This is a genomic window from Dactylosporangium sp. NPDC006015 (assembly GCF_040614215.1).
Taxonomy (GTDB): Bacteria; Actinomycetota; Actinomycetes; order Mycobacteriales; family Micromonosporaceae; genus Dactylosporangium; species Dactylosporangium maewongense.
This window is the reverse complement of the sequence record NZ_JBEXUD010000018.1, coordinates 132,920-145,588: the sequence shown is the minus strand read 5'-3', so window position 1 is coordinate 145,588 and position 12,669 is coordinate 132,920. Positions and strand designations below refer to the sequence as shown.

The 12,669-nt window shown below is 73.9% G+C and carries 14 protein-coding genes; 8 read left to right on the top strand and 6 right to left on the bottom strand.

Features of this window, described 5'->3' with window-relative positions; translation table 11 throughout:
* Positions 1-15: 15 nt before the first annotated feature.
* The 6 genes from ABZ321_RS29835 to ABZ321_RS29810 all read left to right on the top strand — a co-directional run bounded on the left by ABZ321_RS29835 (position 16) and on the right by ABZ321_RS29810 (position 4,055).
* Positions 16-873 carry a hypothetical protein gene (locus ABZ321_RS29835; protein WP_354897333.1) on the top strand — a complete coding sequence of 286 codons (858 nt, stop codon included), beginning with the start codon at positions 16-18 and terminating at the stop codon, positions 871-873.
* Positions 874-894: 21 nt separating this feature from the next.
* A complete protein-coding gene (locus tag ABZ321_RS29830) occupies positions 895-1,209 on the top strand; it encodes a helix-turn-helix transcriptional regulator (RefSeq protein WP_354897330.1) in 315 nt (104 codons plus the stop codon).
* Positions 1,206-2,147 (top strand): hypothetical protein, encoded by a 942-nt coding sequence (locus ABZ321_RS29825; RefSeq protein ID WP_354897328.1) that lies wholly within the window; start codon positions 1,206-1,208, stop codon positions 2,145-2,147. The genes ABZ321_RS29830 and ABZ321_RS29825 overlap by 4 nt, the downstream gene beginning before the upstream one ends.
* Entirely contained in the window at positions 2,141-2,356 is a 216-nt protein-coding gene (locus tag ABZ321_RS29820) for a zinc-ribbon domain-containing protein (RefSeq protein ID WP_354897325.1), read from the top strand. Before ABZ321_RS29825 ends, ABZ321_RS29820 begins: the two co-directional genes overlap by 7 nt.
* Positions 2,357-2,553: 197 nt before the next feature.
* Positions 2,554-3,276 carry a nucleotidyltransferase domain-containing protein gene (locus ABZ321_RS29815; protein ID WP_354897322.1) on the top strand — a complete coding sequence of 241 codons (723 nt, stop codon included), beginning with the start codon at positions 2,554-2,556 and terminating at the stop codon, positions 3,274-3,276.
* A gap of 140 nt (positions 3,277-3,416) precedes the next feature.
* Positions 3,417-4,055 (top strand): hypothetical protein, encoded by a 639-nt coding sequence (locus tag ABZ321_RS29810; protein ID WP_344505108.1) that lies wholly within the window; start codon positions 3,417-3,419, stop codon positions 4,053-4,055.
* 542 nt (positions 4,056-4,597) lie between these two features.
* On the opposite strand, the gene ABZ321_RS29805 is transcribed toward ABZ321_RS29810, so the two are convergent.
* The 4 genes from ABZ321_RS29805 to ABZ321_RS29790 all read right to left on the bottom strand — a co-directional run bounded on the left by ABZ321_RS29805 (position 4,598) and on the right by ABZ321_RS29790 (position 8,590).
* On the bottom strand, positions 4,598-6,067 hold the full coding sequence (locus tag ABZ321_RS29805) for an SMI1/KNR4 family protein (protein ID WP_354897319.1): 1,470 nt from the start codon (positions 6,065-6,067) through the stop codon (positions 4,598-4,600).
* A 104-nt stretch (positions 6,068-6,171) separates the two neighbouring features.
* Entirely contained in the window at positions 6,172-6,645 is a 474-nt protein-coding gene (locus ABZ321_RS29800) for a hypothetical protein (RefSeq protein ID WP_344505112.1), read from the bottom strand.
* 5 nt (positions 6,646-6,650) lie between these two features.
* Positions 6,651-7,574: an ABC transporter permease gene (locus ABZ321_RS29795; RefSeq protein WP_354897315.1), complete on the bottom strand. Its 924-nt coding sequence runs from the start codon at positions 7,572-7,574 to the stop codon at positions 6,651-6,653.
* A complete protein-coding gene (locus ABZ321_RS29790) occupies positions 7,571-8,590 on the bottom strand; it encodes an ABC transporter ATP-binding protein (RefSeq protein WP_354897313.1) in 1,020 nt (339 codons plus the stop codon). Before ABZ321_RS29790 ends, ABZ321_RS29795 begins: the two co-directional genes overlap by 4 nt.
* A gap of 154 nt (positions 8,591-8,744) precedes the next feature.
* On the opposite strand from ABZ321_RS29790, the gene ABZ321_RS29785 reads away from it, so the two are divergent.
* Positions 8,745-9,422, top strand: a complete 678-nt coding sequence (locus ABZ321_RS29785) for a response regulator transcription factor (RefSeq protein ID WP_344505116.1) — start codon at positions 8,745-8,747, stop codon at positions 9,420-9,422.
* A 1-nt stretch (position 9,423) separates the two neighbouring features.
* Positions 9,424-10,887: a HAMP domain-containing sensor histidine kinase gene (locus ABZ321_RS29780; protein ID WP_354897311.1), complete on the top strand. Its 1,464-nt coding sequence runs from the start codon at positions 9,424-9,426 to the stop codon at positions 10,885-10,887.
* Here ABZ321_RS29780 and ABZ321_RS29775 read toward each other — a convergent pair.
* Both ABZ321_RS29775 and ABZ321_RS29770 read right to left on the bottom strand, forming a co-directional pair.
* Complete coding sequence (locus ABZ321_RS29775; protein ID WP_354897309.1) at positions 10,880-12,268, bottom strand: permease prefix domain 1-containing protein; 1,389 nt, start codon at positions 12,266-12,268, stop codon at positions 10,880-10,882. The genes ABZ321_RS29780 and ABZ321_RS29775 overlap by 8 nt on opposite strands.
* Positions 12,265-12,624 carry a PadR family transcriptional regulator gene (locus tag ABZ321_RS29770; protein ID WP_344505121.1) on the bottom strand — a complete coding sequence of 120 codons (360 nt, stop codon included), beginning with the start codon at positions 12,622-12,624 and terminating at the stop codon, positions 12,265-12,267. The genes ABZ321_RS29775 and ABZ321_RS29770 overlap by 4 nt, the downstream gene beginning before the upstream one ends.
* Between the last annotated feature and the right edge of the window lie 45 nt (positions 12,625-12,669).

Genomic DNA, 12,669 nt, shown 5'->3' with positions numbered 1-12,669 from the left:
GAGCACGCTGCACGCATGGACGCACACATCACCGGGCCCTACGACCTGGCCAGGCAGAACGAGTACTTCGGCGGGTGGATCCAGCCGGCCGGCGACGACCGGACGATCGTCATGGCGTTCCCCGTCGAGGGCTGGACGCACTCCGCCGCCGTGCTCCTGCGGCAGACCGCGCCCGACCGGGTCGAGGGCGAGGTGCAGGGGCCGGACGAGGCGTGGCGGCAGGCGCTCGCCGTGCTGTCCCTGGACGTCGACGGCAGCGGCTACCCGCAGGTCGGCGAGCGCGACCCGGTCATCGGCGCCCTGCAGCGGCAGCACGCCCACCTGCGCCCCGTGCTCTTCCACTCGCCCTACGAGGCCGCCTGCGCGTTCATCATCGCCCACCGGATGCGCATCGAGCAGGGCCGGGCGATCCGGCAGCGGATGGCCCGCGAGCACGGCGAGGCGTTCGAGATCGGCGGCGTCACCGCGCACGCGTTCCCGTCGCCGCAGCGCCTGCTGCGCATCACCGATGTCCCCGGCATCGACGGCGAGAAGGTGCGGCGGTTGCACGGCGTCGCGCAGGCGGCCCTCGACGGGCTGCTCGACCGGGCCAGGCTGCGGAGCCTCCCCGTCCGGCAGGCCCTCGCCGACGTGCGGCGGCTGCGCGGCGTGGGCGACTTCTTCGCCACGGCGATCGTGATGCGCGGCGCGGGTCTCGTCGACGTCCTGCCCGGCGACGAGATGACCATGTCCGGGATGCGGCGTCGGTACGACCTGCCGGCCGCCCCGACGGACGAGGACATCGCCCGCGTGACGGACGCGTGGAGGCCATACCGGATGTGGTGCTCCGTCCTGATCCACGCGGCGGAACGGAGGGCCCGCGCGGCCGCTTGACTACATAGGTAGAGTTAGCGTGTGCAGCGAGTCAGGCGCCCGTCCCCGCAGACCGCAGCGGTGCTGCGCGCGCTGGCCACGGACCCCACGCAGTGGCGGTATGGCTATGAGCTCGGCCAGGAGGTCGGGCTCAAGGCCGGTTCCCTCTACCCGATCCTCATCAGGCTCTCCGACCGCGGCCTGCTCGAGGCGTCCTGGGAGACCGACCCGCCGCACGGGAGACCGCCGCGGCACCTGTACCGGCTGACCGGCGCCGGCGTGACAGCGGCGGCCGACCTCGAGCCTCTCGCGGCGCCCGTCCGGCCCGCTCGGACCGAGCCGAGGGCCGCCTGGTGAGCGCCGCCCTGCTCGCCCTCGTCGTACGGCTGCTGCCCGCGTCGCGGCTCGACTGGGGCCGCGCGATGCTGGCCGAGTCCGCCGCGATCCCGCCCGGACGTGACCGGCGCAGCCACGCCCTCGGCTGCGTGGCGGCGGTCGTCTGCCAGCCGGCCGTGCTGCGGACGCTCGCCTACCCGCTCGCGGCGGTCGCCGTCCTCGCCGGGGTGCTGCGGTGGTCGGCCGGCATCGCGTACCAGCCGCTGCGGTGGGGCGTCGTCGGCGTCATCGCGCTCCTGCTCGCGGTCGCCCTCGCGGCCCGCGCGCTCGGCCCGGTCGCCGCCGGCCGGACCGCCCGCGCCGTCCGCGCCGGCGGCTGCCTGCTGGTCGCCGCGTTGACCGCGGCGTTCGCCGCCGCCGCGGGCCACCACGGCCCACCCGACGAGCAGGCCCGCACCGCCGTGCCGATCTTCGCGGTGCTCCTGACCAGCTACCTGATCGGGTTCCTCGCCCTGACCGCCGCCCGCACCGCCGTCACCGGCCGCGCCCTGGCCGCCGGCGTCGCCGCGGCGTGCGCCGCCGCCGGGGTCTGGCTGGCGCTGCAGGTCGCGTTCCCGCCGCTGCCCACCAACGTCGGCGGCGCCCTGTTCACGATCGGCTGCGGCGTCACCGCCACCCTCCTCGCCCGCGGCGGCGCCCTCGCGGCCCTGTCCGTCGGCGTGCTCGCCCCGCTGCTGGTGTTCGGCGGTGTCGTGCTCCTGTCGGTGTACGGCCCGCCGCGCCTCATCCCCGACCTGGTCCCGGCCGCCCTGACCCCCGCGGACGACCTCGCGAACAGCCGCATCGAGATCCAGGACCCGTACGTGGCGATGCTCTTCCTCGCCTGCCTGTCCGCCCTCACCCTCACGGCCGCCGCCGTCACGACCCGCCGCCCCGCCGCTACGATGGCCGCGTGCTGATCTTCGGCTGGGGCTGGCGCGTGACCCACCTGCGTACCTTGACCCTGCGCTGCCCCCACTGCGGCAACACGGCCGCCCACCCGCTCTACAAGCGGGTCCTGAAGCTGTCGCTGTTCTTCATCCCGCTGATCCCGCTGCGCGTGAAGCACACGGTGCAGTGCACCGCCTGCGCCACCTCCCGCGCCGTGGACCCCGCCAACGTCCACTGAGTCGCCATTACCGGTTTCCTGCAATCCGCTAACCGGTAATCGGTCGCGCACCGGCGCCGCTGCCGTTTGCCCGGCCGGTCGCGGGCGCTCATGCTGTACAGCGGGATGAGCGCCGACGGGACGACGGCCGTCGGCACGCTGGTGTCGCTGCCGGGCGGCGGCGAGCTGAAGGGGCCCTCCGACATGATGCGCTGGACATGCCCGACCACGCGGTAGCGCTCGCGGCGTTCGGCGAGGAGCTGCGGGCGCTCGGCTGGGTCACCGACCTGCTGGTCGCCGGGTCGCTGGCCACGGGTGACTACGTGCCGGGCGTCAGCGACCTCGACCTCGTCGCGGTCACCGACGGCCCGGTCGGCGACGACCGGCAGGCTCAGCTGGCGGCCCTGCACCGCCGCCTGGACGCCACGACGGCCGCGGGCCTCGACCTCGGTTGCGTCTACGTCGACGTCGGCCGGCGCGACGGCATCGGCGTACAACACCCGACGTGGACACACGGATTGCTGGTGCTGAGAATCCTGTCCCTGGTCTCCAGGGCCGAGCTGGCGCACCACGGGTATGCCGTGTTCGGGCGGGCGCCGCAGGCGCTGTTCCCGGCGGTGACCGGCGACGACGTGCGGGAGGCGGCCCGCGCGGAGCTGACCGGCTACTGGGCGTGGGCGTCACGGCGGCCGTGGATCTTCCTGAGCCCGCTCATGATCGACCTCGGCCTCACGTCGATGGCGCGGGGGCGGCACGCGCTGCGCACCGGTGAGCTGCTGACGAAGTCCCTCGCCGTCGAGCAGGCGGCCGCGCCGGCGTGGCTGGTCGGGCAGCTGCGCGCCCGCCGCCGCGGGGAGGCCGTCGCGTCGCCCCGGCTGCGGGCGGCCTGGATCGCGTGGCGCGACACCCGCCGCACCTGCAGGGCCGCGACCGCCAGGTAGCGGGTCTCTCGCCGCCGGATTCTTGTCGTACCCGGGCGCTATGTTGACGGCGTCGGGTTCGGGGTGTGGTTCGGAGGTGCTCGGTGCTGGCGCAGGATTCGCCGTTTCGTCCGTTCTGGTGGGGCGTCAGCAGGACGCCGATGAGCACCTATGGCAGGTATGAGTTCGACGATCTGCCGCCCGTGCCGTTCGCGATGTCCGGGGACCTGGATTGGCTCGCCTCACAGCCGGCACCCGACGCGTGGGGCATCGGCTCGGCCCCGGCGAAGGAGCTCCCCGCGCTGCTGTCCGCGTGTGCGGCGCTGGGCCTGCCGCTGCCGCCGGCGTTCGTGAAGTTCGCGGGCGACGGCGAGTTACAGCGCAGGATCCGCTCGTGCACGGCGTGCTTCGTCGACGTCAGTGCCGCACCCGTCGCGGCACCGGGCGCCGACGGGTATCTGATCCGGTTCCTCGCCGACCAGCAGGGATGCCTGTACTGGTACCTGTACGTCGCCGCTGACGGCAGCGACCACGCCGTGGTGTGCTCGCCGAGCCACTTCGGCCCGTCCGCGTACGACGACCCTGACGTCCCGGAGGACTGGGACGACCCGGACGGCGAGCCCGGACCGGACGAGGTCGTCTTCTGCGGCGAGTCGTTCGAGGCGTTCCTGTGCCGCTACTGGTTGGAGAACGAGCTCTGGTTCGCCGACAACGAGAGCTTCCCGCTGCCCGCCGTGGACGCCGCCTACATCGAGGGCTTCCGGGCCTTCAGCGCAACGGAAGGATCCGTGACGGGATAGGCCCACGCGTCCACCCACGACGCCGCCGGTGCCGACACCCTCAACCCGGGGGTCGGACGCGGGTGGCCCCACATCGTGGGGTCCTTCCACGCCCGGTTGGCGACCTGGTCCGTCCTCCGGCTGCGGGTCCGTAACGCCGCCCGGTTCACTCTCGGCATATGCGCCTGGTCCACCGTCGTCCGGCCGTTTCCGCGGCCGGCACGCCCCACCGGCTGGGCCACCGAGGCCTGGGCCAGCGACGCCACCGGATTGTCGGTGAGGGCCTCCCGATCTGGCGGTCAGCATGATCGACAGCGGCTTCTGCCCCTCTGCTCGCAACCCAGGTGGACCTTGCGGTCAGCCCACCGCGGGACCGGCCCGACGCGTGGTCGGCCGGGCGGCTCAGCCCTTGGATCTCCCCTTCCGCGCCCCGGCGGCGTGCTGATGCGCCCGCGCGAGCGTCGAGTCGGCCTTTGGTTTCCAGTCGAACCCACCGTGGGCCTCGGCCGGCGCACGGCACCTGCTGCCGCGCCGGCCGGACCTCGCGATCCGCTGGCTGCGCCCTAACCGGCCAGGCCGGTCGCGGCGCGGGACAGGCGGGCCGTGACGTGTGGGTCGGAGTCGAAGAACGACCGCCACTCGATCGCCTGGCGGGCGGTGGGGTTGCCGCCGAGCGTCACCGCGTGCAGGTTGTCGAGGCGGTCGAGCGCCGGACGGATCCGTTGCCACTGGTCGAACGACAGCTCCAGGTACCACAGGCCGGTCAGCTCGGCGACGGTCTCCAGGTCGGTGACGGTGGCGGCGCCGGCCAGGGCGAGACCGTGCAGGTTCGGCACGTCGCGCAGCGGGGCGAGGGTGACCGGGGTGGCGCCGGGCCACAGGGTGAGCGTCCGCAGGGTCGGGTGGCCGGCCAACGGGGCGAGGGAGCTGCCGACGTTGATCTGCAGGCACTCCACCGGCAGGTGCCGCACGGGGGCGAGGTCGATCGGGCCGCTGGACCACAGCCGGCGCAGGTGGCGCAGCCCGGCCAGCGGTGCGCTGTCGATGCCGGCCCCCTTCAGCCGCACAGCCTGCGCCGTGGGCCGCAGGCTGTGCGGGCCGACCACCACCGGTTCGGCGTCGGCGTCGGGGTCGGCGGCGGCTCCGGCGAGCAGTGACGTGACCGAGTCGGCCACGTACTCAGGGCCGTCGGCGTGGGAGTTGCCGATCCGGATTACCTGGCCGGGGCGGCCCAGCCGGGCCGGCGCCAGGTCGACGGCGAGGAAGTTGCCGTCGTAGTCCTCGGCGAACGGGATCCATCCGGGGCTGCCGGTGGCCCGGCGTACGGTGTCGAACGGCTCGGCGTCAAGCACGACCCGGTCCCAGCGGGTCGTCCAGCCGCCCGGCTGCGGTGCCGAGGTGAGGTCGGCGTTGCCGAGCTCCGCCAGCGTCAGCCACCGCAGGCCGTCCATGATGTCGTCGCCGCCGCCGTCCGCGACGGTGTAGAGCGCGCGCAGGTCCGGCGGCAGCGGGAAGCCGAGTGCCGCCTCCGCCGCGGCGATGGCCTCCTCGGTGGGCGACGGGTTGAGGTCCGCCTGGTCCAGCGCGTGCAGGAGCGTCACGGCCCGGTCGGGGTCGCCGGCGTACGAGGGGTCCGCCACCACGGGCTCCGGGTCGAGCGACTCCGGGGGCAGGCCGTCGCGGAGCACCGCGGTGTAGGTGTTGCCGACGTTGGAGCCGCGCAGGTCGAACCGGGCGGCCGCGTCGAACCGGCCGGCGGCGTCGAGGGTGAGGTGCGCCAGCACGTTGCGGAACCGTTCGCCGGCGGCGAGGTCGTGGAAGAGTTCGACGAGGACCGGTCCGACCGCCCGGTGGTCCATCGACGGCTGGTAGATGCCGGTGCCGTCCTCGCGGAGGTAGCGGACCCCTTCGCCGCCGTGGCCGTTGCGCACGATGTCGGCCGACAGGACCGCCGTGTGCCAGCCGTCGGGCGCCTGCTCGTACATGTGCCGCGCGAACCGCTCGAATGCCTCAGCCACCCCGTCTGCCGCCATGGCAAGAGATCATAAGCCGCGACAATCCGGGAAGGTGGCTGCGGCCGGGTCGCCCGGAGACCGGCTCACCGGCCGCAGCCACGTCATGTGCCCCGCGGCGCCGGTCAGGTGTCGGGGTCGAACGCGCCGTCGAACTCGAACGCCGGGTTGGTCACGTCGACGCCGCGGGTGTCGGTGATGGTGGCCAGGCCGACCAGTTTCGACGGGCCGCCGGCGACGTAGGTGGCGTCGGCGTTGGCCGTGACCTCGAACTTGCCCTCCTGCCGCTGGCCGGCGTCGTCGGTGAACGTGATCATGCAGATCCAGTTGGCGCCGGGCCCGGTGTCGGGCACCTTCGGGCCGCCGCGGTCGCAGGCGGCGTGCGCGTCGATCGAGGCGACGGTGACGCCGGTCTTGCCGAGGATCGTGGAGCGCTGGACGTAGAGGTTGGCGAACGTCGGGGCGATCGCACGTTCGAGGCGGGGCTTGGTGATGTCCTCGCCGCCGTGGCCGGCGGTGGCGGCGAACACGGCCGCGACGACGGCGAGGACGGCCGTGGTCGGGCCGAGCCGGCGGATGCGCGATGTGGTGCGGTGCATGTCGGTCAGCCTCCGATGACGTCGCGGCGGCGCAGCGCCAGGTAACCGATGAGCAGGCACACGACGGCCCAGCCGGCAGCGACCGCGCCGGCCTGCACGATCGGGCCGGTGAACCGCTGCTGCGTGAACAGGCCGTGCCAGGCCTCGAAGCCCGTGGTGAGCAGCAGCCGCCGGGCCAGGTCCAGGCCGCCGAGCGTGGACAGCAGCTGCATGGCGAAGCCGAGCACGACCGGCGCGGCGACCCCGGCGGTGGGATTGCGCGACAGTACCGACAGCAGCAGGGCCAGCGCGGTGAAGCCGAGCAGCGGCGCGATCGCCGTCGCCCAGGCCGCGGCGACCAGGGGCAGCGCGGTCCCGGCCGGGATGAGCTGGCCCGACAGGCCGGGCAGCGGCTGGGTGCCGACGATGAGCAGGCTCCCCGCGATCGTGCTGGCGGCGAGGACGAGCAGCGCGAGGAGGTTGAAGCCGGCGGCGGTCAGCGTCTTGGCGGCGAAGATCTGGCCGCGGCTCGCCGAGCGGGTCAGGATGGTCTTCCAGGTGCCGTGGCCGTCCTCGTTGGCGAAGATGTCCCCGGCGACCAGCGACGCCAGCAGTGGCAGCAGCCACTGGTGGGCGAAGGCGAGGATGAGCAGCGCGTCGGCGAGGCCGCTCTCGTGGATGTGCCGGCCGTAGATGGTGTCCGACGGCGGCTGCTGGCCGGTGAACACGGCCACGATGACCGGCGGGACGATCAGGCAGCCCAGCAGGAGGTAGCGGGCGCGGGCCTGCGCGGCGAGCTTCGCGACCTCCCAGCGCAGCACGGTCAGGGTGCCGGGGCGGCGGGCCCGCTCGTGGTGGCCGGCGGTGTGCGTCGCGACGGCGACGGCGTTGTGGCTGGCGACGGCGTTGTGGCCGGTGGCGGTGTCGCGGCCGGTGTCGGTGTGGGTCATCGGCGGGCTCCGGACGTGACGGCGTGACGGCCCTGGTCGGCGGCGGACGCAGAGGGATCGGTAGACGCGCTGGACACGGTGGGCACGGTGGGCGCGGTGGGCGGGCGCTCGGTGAGCATGAAGAACAGCGCCTCCAGGGGCGTCTCGGACATCGCCAGGCCGCGCAGCCCGATCCCGGCGCCGACGAGGTCGGCGATGAGCGCGTCGAGCGCCTTCTCGTCGCCGCGGACCGCGAGGCCGCCGGCGGCCGGCTCGACCTCCAGGCCGCGGGCGCCCGCGAGGGTGGCCGCGCGGTCGTCGTCGGTGGTCGTCAGCCGGTGCGCCGGGGCCGGCGCCCGATCGCGCAGGCCCGCGATGGAGCCGTGGTAGACGACCTGGCCGGTGCGCATGATGGTGACGTCGTCGCAGATCTGCTCGACCTCGGCCATGTCGTGGCTGGACAGCAGGACCGTCATGCCGCTTCCGGCGAGGCGTTTGACGAGGGCGCGCATGTCGCGGATGCCGGCGGGATCGAGGCCGTTGGCGGGCTCGTCCAGGACCAGCAGGCGGGGCGCGCGGAGCAGGGCGGCGGCCACGCCGAGGCGCTGGCGCATGCCGAAGGAGTAGCCGCGGACCTTCTCCCGGTCCCGGCCGAGCAGGTCGACGGTGTCGAGGACCTCGTCGACCCGCCGGGTCGCGGTCGCGCCGTCCAGTCCGTCGAGGCCCGCGAGGAGCTGCAGGTTGCGCCGTCCGGACAGGCCGGGGTACAGCTTCGGGCTCTCGATGAAGCCGGCCACCCCGTCCAGGGTCCGCACCCCGTCGCGGGGCCAGGAACGGCCGAACACCTCAAGGACGCCGCTGTCGGGGCGGATGAGGCCGAACAGCATGCGCAGCACGGTGGTCTTGCCGGCACCGTTGGGGCCGAGGACGCCGTAGACCTCGCCCTGGGCGACCTGCAGGCTGATGTGGTCGACCGCGGTCAGCGGGCCGAACGTCTTGGTGAGGTCGACGGCGTTGACCGCCAGCACATCGCTCATGGCCGCCGACGGTACGGAGGCGACATGAAACAGACATGAAGCCGCACGGCAGGCCGCAGGCAATGCGGGCCGCGCACCACCCGGCCATCGGACGGCAGGCCGCCGAAGATGAAAAGCGGATGAACGTCCGCGGCGGCGTGATGCACTGGGCGGCATGCGCGTACTGGTGGTGGAGGACGAGCGGCGCCTCGCTCAGCTGCTCGCCCGCGGCCTGACCGAGGCCGGCCACGACACCGAGACCCGGTTCACCGGCCCGGACGGGCTGCTCGCCGCGGCCGGTGGCCACTTCGACGCCGTGGTCCTCGACGTGATGCTGCCCGGCCTGGACGGCGTCGCTGTCTGCCAGCGGCTGCGGCAGGCCGGGCACCGGGTGCCGGTGCTGATGCTCACCGCCCGCGGTGAGGTCCCCGACCGGGTGGCGGGCCTCGACGCGGGCGCCGACGACTACCTCACCAAACCGTTCTCGTTCGACGAGCTCCTCGCCCGGCTGCGGGCCCTGCACCGGCGCAGCGCCGACGCGGCCGCGGCCACGCTCACGGCCGGCGACCTCACCCTCGACCCCGCTTCCCGCCGGGTCGCGCGCGGCGGCACCGAGATCGACGTGTCGGCCCGGGAGTTCGACATCCTCGCGCTGCTCATGGCGCGGGCCGGGCAGTGTGTCACCCGGTACCAGATCCTCGACGAGGTGTGGGACGGCGAGACCGACCTGCGTTCCAACGTCATCGACGTGTACATCGCCACCCTGCGCGGCAAGGTCGACAAGCCGTTCGGGCGGCACGCCATCGAGACGTTGCGCGGCGCCGGCTACCGGTTACGCCCGGACGGCGGCTGAGGTGGCGCCCGGGTCGGTGCGGTGGCGGCGGCTGCCGGTGCGCGTCCGGCTGATCGCCGGGTTCGCCGCGGCCATGCTGGTCGTGCTCACCGGGGCGGGCGGGTTCGTGTACCTGCGCGTGCAGTACGCCCTCGACCGCCGCCTCGACGCCGACCTCGCCGCCGAGAGCGCCGCGGTCACGGCCGCCCTGCACGACGGGACGCTCGGCCCCCGCAATCCCGCGGTCGTCTCCGGCGGCCTGTACGAGATCCTCGACCCTGCCGGGACCGTCCTGCAGGCCAGCCCGGGCCTGGCCGGGCGGCCGCTGCTCACCGCCGGGCAGGTCGCGGCCGCGCGGCGCGGCCCGGTCCGCGCCGATCACGGCACGCTGCTGCCGATCAGCCCCGAACCGCTGCGGGTCCTCGCCACCCCGCTGTCCACGGACCCGGCACCGCCGGCCGGGCAGCCGGCCGTCGTGGTGGTCGCCGTGCGCCGGGACCAGCGCGACGAGGCCCTCCGGGAGCTCATCGCCCAGCTCGCGCTCGCGAACCTCGCGGCCCTGGCGGTCGCCTCGTTCGTCGGTTACCGCCTCGCGCGGGCGGCGCTCGACCCGGTCGAGCGGTACCGTGCCCAGGCCGCCCGCATCACCGACGGCGCCGCCGGTGTCCGCCTGGACGTCCCCGCCGGCGACGACGAGCTCACCCGCCTCGGTCGCACCCTCAACGACATGCTCACCGCGCTGGACGCGGCCCTGGAGCGGGAGCGGCGCTTCGTCAGCGACGCCAGCCACGAGCTGCGTACGCCGCTCACCCTGCTCGCCGCCGAGCTGGAGCTGGCGCTGCGGCGTCCGCGCCCCGCCGCCGAGCTGGAGGAGGCGCTGCGTGCCGCCGCCGCGGACACCGCCGGGCTCATCGCCCTCGCCGACTCCCTCCTGGACGTCGGCGTGCAGCCCGCACCCGCGGCGGGCACCCCGCCGACCGACCTCGCTCTCACGGTCGCGCCGACCGTCCGGCGGCACCGCGCCGCCGCCGGCCTCACCGACGATGCCGTGCGCACCGACCTCGGCCCCGCGCCGCCGGTCCGCATCGACCCGGGCCGCGTCGACCGCATCCTCACCAACCTGCTCGACAACGCCCTGCGCCACGGCGCGGCACCTGTCACCGTCGCCGTCTCCGCGACCGACGGCTGGGCGCGGCTCACCGTCCACGACGCCGGCCCCGGCATGCCGGCCGAGTTCCTGCCGCACGCCGCGGAGCGCTTCGCCCGTGCCGACGCCGCCCGCACCACCCCCGGCACCGGACTCGGCCTGTCCCTCGTCGACGCCATCGCCACCGCGCACGGCGGCAGGCTGCGCTGGTGTTCCGGCACCGCCCACCACCACCCGCAGCCCACCCAGGTGCCGTGCACCCACCCAGGCATCGGCACCACGATCACCGTGCTGCTCCCCGCGGCACCCGAACCAAGCGCGGACGACGCCCTTACATGAAGGCGAACGCCGGCGGGAAGATCAGGACCACGGCCCACGCCCAGGCCGCGTACACCGGCAGGAAGCGGGTCTGCCACAGCTCCAGCGCCGCGAACCGGCCCTGCCGCCGGATGAACCGCAGCAGCAGGTGCGCCGACCAGGCCAGGTTGACCAGCAGGATCACGTTCTCGCCGAGCGCCGCGGCCTTGTTGGGCGTGGTGCCGAACTCGGTGACCCGACCGGTGATCTCGATCAGCACCAGCGCGTCGATGGCCAGGGCGCTCACGACCAGCGCGAGCTGCAGCTTGTCGAACAGCCCGGGCGGGGCGAGCGGGTCCCGCGCCGAGATCGAGTACAGCAGCAGCCCCAGCACCACGACCAGCAGCAGGTCGAACAGGATCAGCGCCTCACGCTCCACGTCGATGCGGGCCGCGGTCACCCCCACGGCGACCAGGAACGCGACCAGCACGGCCGTGAACAGCGGCGTGAACAGCCGGGTCAGCACCGGCGCGATGTTCTCCACGACGCTCTGCTTCGCCTCGACGAGCCACCCGGCCACGACAACCGACGCCATCGCGCCGCACGGGACCAGCCACTCGACGATGAACCGCTCCGGCTGTACGCCGATCGCCTTGAACGTGCCGACCATGAACGCGACCATCACCACGCCGCCGAGCGCGATGAGTACGAAGTAGATGACGATCTCGCCGGTGAACCGGATGAAGTCCATGTGCCGGCGGGTCGAGCGCCAGTCGTCCGCCACGTACGCCAGCCCGACGACCAGCCAGAGCGCGATCGGCAGGTGGATGGCGGTGATGACCAGCGACTGGGACCCCTCGTCCAGCGGGTAGACGTTGGCGGCGACCGCGCCGAGCACGAACAGCGCGGCGATCAGCGCGATCAGCCCCGGCCGGGCGCGCCGCCGCCAGGCGAGGAACCCGGCGAGCCACGGCAGCGCGAACAGGCTGATGTTCGTCGCGTAGAACAGGCCGTCCTCGTCGAGGTCGGCCCCGAACAGCTCCGGCAGCTTGAACGTCGCCGCCGCCCCGGCCGCGCAGCCGGCCATCACCCACAGCGTCTTCCGCGACCCCGTCTCGCCCGCGGCCGCACCACCGTCCGGGCCGGTCAGCACCAGCTGCTTCCACAGCCGCTCGGAGTGCTCCCGGGCGAACTCGCGGGACAGCTCGTCGAGGCTGCCCATCCGCTTGACCGCGACCAGGAAGGCCTCGTCGCCGCTCAACCCGGCCTCGACCAGCTCGTCGACGGACCCGCGGAGGTGGTCCTCGAGCTCGTCGGCGTCGGCGGTCTTCAGTTCGCGCCGCCGTTCGACGTACTCCCGCCACTGCGCGATCTGCGCTTCCAGGGCCTCGTCAGGCTGGTCCAGCGCCTCGAAGTCGGTCATGACGGGCACTCCACCGGCGCGACGGCCAGCGGGGCCCGCCAGATTTCCCGCAACGCGTCGACGACGGTGTCCCATTGCCGCCGCTGCTCCGCCAGCTCCGCAAGCCCCTGTTCGGTGATCCGGTAGTACTTGCGCCGCCGCTCGCCGGTCACCGCCTTCCAGTTCGACTCGACGTGCCCGAGCCGTTCGAGGCGGTGCAGCAACGGATACAGCAGCCCCTCGGTCCAGTCCAGCTCCCCGCCGGACAGCTCGTTGATCCGCTTGAGGATGGCGTAGCCGTAGCTGTCGCCCTCAGCGAGAATCCCGAGCACCATCGGCGTCGCCGACGCCGCGACAAGGTCCTTCGCCACTTTCACCGGGACCACCCCTGGACACCCTAGAAGTATGATGCATAGTACTGC

Bases quoted from the DNA above. Each gene is read 5' to 3' on its own strand.
- ABZ321_RS29835 (WP_354897333.1), top strand. From the start codon at position 16: ATGGACGCACACATCACCGGGCCCTACGACCTGGCCAGGCAGAACGAG.
- ABZ321_RS29815 (WP_354897322.1), top strand. From the start codon at position 2,554: ATGCCCGACCACGCGGTAGCGCTCGCGGCGTTCGGCGAGGAGCTGCGG.
- ABZ321_RS29810 (WP_344505108.1), top strand. From the start codon at position 3,417: ATGAGCACCTATGGCAGGTATGAGTTCGACGATCTGCCGCCCGTGCCG.
- ABZ321_RS29805 (WP_354897319.1), bottom strand. From the start codon at position 6,067: ATGGCGGCAGACGGGGTGGCTGAGGCATTCGAGCGGTTCGCGCGGCAC.
- ABZ321_RS29800 (WP_344505112.1), bottom strand. From the start codon at position 6,645: ATGCACCGCACCACATCGCGCATCCGCCGGCTCGGCCCGACCACGGCC.
- ABZ321_RS29795 (WP_354897315.1), bottom strand. From the start codon at position 7,574: ATGACCCACACCGACACCGGCCGCGACACCGCCACCGGCCACAACGCC.
- ABZ321_RS29790 (WP_354897313.1), bottom strand. From the start codon at position 8,590: ATGAGCGATGTGCTGGCGGTCAACGCCGTCGACCTCACCAAGACGTTC.
- ABZ321_RS29785 (WP_344505116.1), top strand. From the start codon at position 8,745: ATGCGCGTACTGGTGGTGGAGGACGAGCGGCGCCTCGCTCAGCTGCTC.
- ABZ321_RS29775 (WP_354897309.1), bottom strand. From the start codon at position 12,268: ATGACCGACTTCGAGGCGCTGGACCAGCCTGACGAGGCCCTGGAAGCG.